Raw genomic sequence first — 3,780 nt, forward strand, 5'->3', positions numbered from 1 at the left:
CCGCTGGGGGTGGGGGGGTGTGGGGTTGGGGGGGGGGGCGGGGCGTGGGGGGGGGCCGGGGGGGGGGGGGCCGGGTGGGCCGCCCCCGCCGAGCGCGGGTTCCTACTTGCGGCGCAGCCGCGACCACTGGGTGCGGGCGCCGGTCAGCACCTTCGCCCCGGCCGGGGTGCCGCCGAGGAACAGCGCGGCCGGTCCGCCGACCAGCAGCACCAGGCCGGCGATCAGCGCGACGGGCAGCAGCAGCCGGGCGGTGCCGGGCCGGTCGGGCACCGGGGTGCCGACCGGGGCCGCGGCGAGCGGGCCGCCGGAGGGCGCGGCGCTCGCGCCGGGCTTGCCGCCGGCGGCCGTGCCGGGGGCCGCGGCGCCGCCGGCCGTGCCGGTCCCGGTGGAGCCGGTGGAGCCGGTGCCGGAGAGCCCGCCGCCGGACAGGCCGTCGGAGGACCCGAAGCCGGTGCCGCCGGAGTTGCCGTCCGCGCCGGTGGTGCCGGTGCCGGAGGTGCTCACCGGGCTGGTTCCGTCGACGGTGCCGCCGGAGCCCGAGCCGCCGTTGCCGTTCTCCGGGGTGCCCGGTTCGGGCTTCTCGGCCGGCGGGGCGGTCTGGTTGCCGGGCAGCTTGCCGTCCTGGGCCTCGACGTGCTGGACGGCCTGCTGGGCCTGCTGGCGCTGGGCGTTGTTCAGGGCGAGGAAGCCCTGGGCCAGCTGGCCGGGCGCGATGCCGTAGGTCTGCCCGGTGGTGGTCACCGTCTTGAGGAAGCGGGAGATCACCGCCGCCTTCGCGGCGGGCACCCCGCCGGTCGGGACCATCGCGTACTGGACGTAGCTCAGCGGGTACGCCCGCTGGTCACGGGAGAACGCGGTGTCGGGCGTGCCGTAGGGCAGCTGCTGGACCCCGGTGGCGGGGTCGGTCGGCATGTCGGCGACGGCGGCCTGGAAGCCGGCCGTGGACGGCGACACGTAGGCGCCGGCCGGGTTGAGCAGCGTGGCCTCGGGCAGCGAGAACGCCTTGGCCTGGGCGGTGTCCATGATGGCGAGCATCATGCGCTGGCCGGCCGGCTGCGCGGCGCAGGCGTCGTGCCCGCCGTTGGCGTTGTAGGTCGGCTGCTGGCAGTTCGGGCGGTTCTGGACCTGGTTGCGGGCGACCCGGGAGAGGCCCTCGGTGGAGGGCACCCACTCGAACTGCTTCCAGTGCGCCGTGTCGGCGCCGTCCTGCGGCGTGCTCGTCCCGGACATGTCCTGGGGCTGGAAGGCCTCGGCCGGGTAGCCGGTGAACCGGGGCTTCAGGTAGAAGCTGTCGACGTGCATGCCCCACGGGTCCGGCTCGCCGTCGAGGAAGCGGGCGGCGTCCGGGTCGGCCGCGATCCACGAGGTCAGCAGGTAGGTGAAGTCCGTGGTGCCGCCGGGGACACCGGGGAAGATCGTCAGGGCTCCGCCGCAGCTGGTCGGCCAGCTGATCCCGTTCTCCGGGGTCTCCGGGTTCAGCTGCCTGAACTCGGGGTCGGTGAAGAGGCAGATCGGGTTGCCGGCCACGGACGGGATGTCGGCACCGGGCGACGCGTAGGACTGGGTCAGCAGTTTGGCCAGCAGCCGCGCGTTCAGCTTCATGTCCTTGATCTGCCGACCGGTGTTCGGGTCGTCGACCACGAAGGTCACGGAGATGCCGGTCGTCGCCAGCGGGGCGTAGACGTACGGCCGCGGGGGCGGTGACGTGTCCGGCCGGGCCGTCAGCGCGAGGTCGATGCTGCTGCTGCCGCCCAGGAAGGCCGACCGGGCCTGCGGCTCGCCACCGGCCGGGATGTAGCCCACGGTCATCGGGGACTCGCCCAGGCACAGGCCCGAACGCCACTGCTGCATCGCCCGGTTGGCCATCTCCAGACCGGCGGTGCCGAAGTCCTGGGCGCTCGCGACGCAGGAGTCCGGGGTGGGCGCGAAGGAGAGCGGGACCACGGTCCGGTTGAGCCAGGCGCACTGCTCACTGGTGCGGTTCTTGGTCTTCGAGTTGATCCGGCCGGGCTTCATGACGCCGTCCGAAGCGGCGTTGTAGAACCTGTCCTTGTCCATCCGGTGGTCGTTGCAGTCGGCCTTGCCGCCGCGGATGTTGTACAGGTCCGTCGGGTCGCCGCCGTAGTTCGGCTCGACCACGATCGAGCAGGGGTGGGTGGCGTCGCAGCCGAGCGTGGTGCTCTCCTTGGCGCTCCACACCTCGATGGAGGCGGTGCCCGAGCCGTCCGGGCCGGTCGGGGCCAGCACCATGTTCGTGGGCCAGTCCGGCGTCTCCGTGTGCACCGGGCGGGCCGGCTGCTCGAAGCCCGCCTCGCGGTCGCCGCCGTAGAGGGTGCTGCCGTAGCAGTCCGTCACGGCGGGGTCGGTGCCGCGACACTGGTAGACCCGGACCGCGTACAGGTTGAGGGTCGACTGCACGGGCGTGGTCGTCACCGGGCCGCCGCTCTGGGTGACGGTCGGCGTGAAGCCGCTCCAGGAGACCTGGAGCACCTGGTTGGTCAGGTTGGCCGTCTGGGAGACCGTCACACTGCCCTCGTCGCCGTACGTTCCGGCGGCCGGGATCCACACCTTCGGACCGGTCACGGTCGTCGAGGAGTCGGCGTGAGCCTGCGGCGCCGCGCCCAACCCGATCGGAATGACAGCGAGCGCCGCCACCACCGCCTTGGCGAGGGCCAGGGCCGGTAGTCGACGGCGCCACCTTCCCCGACCTCTTCGGTCGGGTACGCGGGTTCTCATGCGAGGCCTCCGGGAGATGCGGGCCGCCGAGGGAGCGGCGCGAGGGCGTCGGATCGCGCTGGGGACGGACGATTCCGTGCGTACCATTCGGCCAGCCGGACATGGCGGGATCCGGTCGGCCAGGTGTACGAGACCACAACGCGGCGACTCCGTACCGGAGTTGGAAGATCCGCATGCGGCGGGCCCGCGCCGAGGCACGGGCCCTCCGATCTGCGGCCGGGTGGAGCTGGGATCAGCTCGCCGGGGTGAAGGACAGCGCGAGCGAGCCGATCTGCTGGCCGCCCTTGAAGTACGTGGTGCCGAGGTTGGTGTCCAGGTAGTTCGCGCCGGCCGCGTCCACCTGGAAGCTGGAGGAGTTCAGGGTCTGGGTGGTGCCGGTGCGGCCGATCACGTTGTTGCCGCGCGGGTCCAGCAGCGGCACCGGGGTGGTCGAACCGTTCGGCACGGCGGTGAAGTAGCCCTTGGCCACCGAGAAGTCGAGCTGCTTGAAGGTCACGCTCTTGCCGGTCGAGAGGTTGATGAAGAGCAGACCGCCGCCGAACTGCACGTGCCCGTAGAAGCCGGGGATGTTCGCGGCGCCGTCGGTCACCGGGAGCGTCACGGTGAGGCCGGTGTCGGCGTCGAGCTTCGGGTCGGCCGGCTGCAGCGGGATGACCAGGATGCCGTTGAGCGCGGCGTCCGCCAGGAAGCTCACGTCGGTGGTGATCACGGCCTGGCCGGAGGCCGGGGTGGCGGCGGTGTCGGCGACGGCCGCACCGCTCACACCGGTCAGGGCGAGGACGACGGTGGCACCGGTCGCGGCCAGGCGGGCACTGATGCGGGACATGCCGAACTCCTTGGGAGAGGGAGAGGAGAGGTGATCGGTGGTGCGGTTCGAGGAAGCTCGCGCGGGGGTGGCGCCGCCGCGGGGCGGAACGCGACCGGCGGCACGGCCCCGGTGAGGGTGCCGGGGGGACGGTCCCGGCTGTACGACCGTGGTGCGCCCTGCTCCCCGGTCCGAGGGTTCAGCCGGGCCGGCGGGGGGGCGGGGGGGGGGCCCGGGGC

The 3,780-nt window shown here is 73.5% G+C and carries 2 protein-coding genes; both read right to left on the reverse strand.

The window, feature by feature from the left end; translation table 11 throughout:
- Positions 1 to 102: 102 nt before the first annotated feature.
- Positions 103 to 2,583, reverse strand: coding sequence for a hypothetical protein (locus ACFVHV_RS43425; protein ID WP_380359353.1), 2,481 nt, complete (start codon positions 2,581 to 2,583; stop codon positions 103 to 105).
- A gap of 385 nt (positions 2,584 to 2,968) precedes the next feature.
- Positions 2,969 to 3,562 (reverse strand): hypothetical protein, encoded by a 594-nt coding sequence (locus ACFVHV_RS43430; protein WP_359898086.1) that lies wholly within the window; start codon positions 3,560 to 3,562, stop codon positions 2,969 to 2,971.
- Between the last annotated feature and the right edge of the window lie 218 nt (positions 3,563 to 3,780).

The sequence above is a fragment of the Kitasatospora sp. NPDC127116 genome, from assembly GCF_042677365.1.
Classification (GTDB): Bacteria; Actinomycetota; Actinomycetes; order Streptomycetales; family Streptomycetaceae; genus Kitasatospora; species Kitasatospora lactacystinica.

Excerpts from the sequence above, each read along its gene's own strand:
- ACFVHV_RS43430 (WP_359898086.1), bottom strand. The coding sequence starts at position 3,562 with ATGTCCCGCATCAGTGCCCGCCTGGCCGCGACCGGTGCCACCGTCGTC.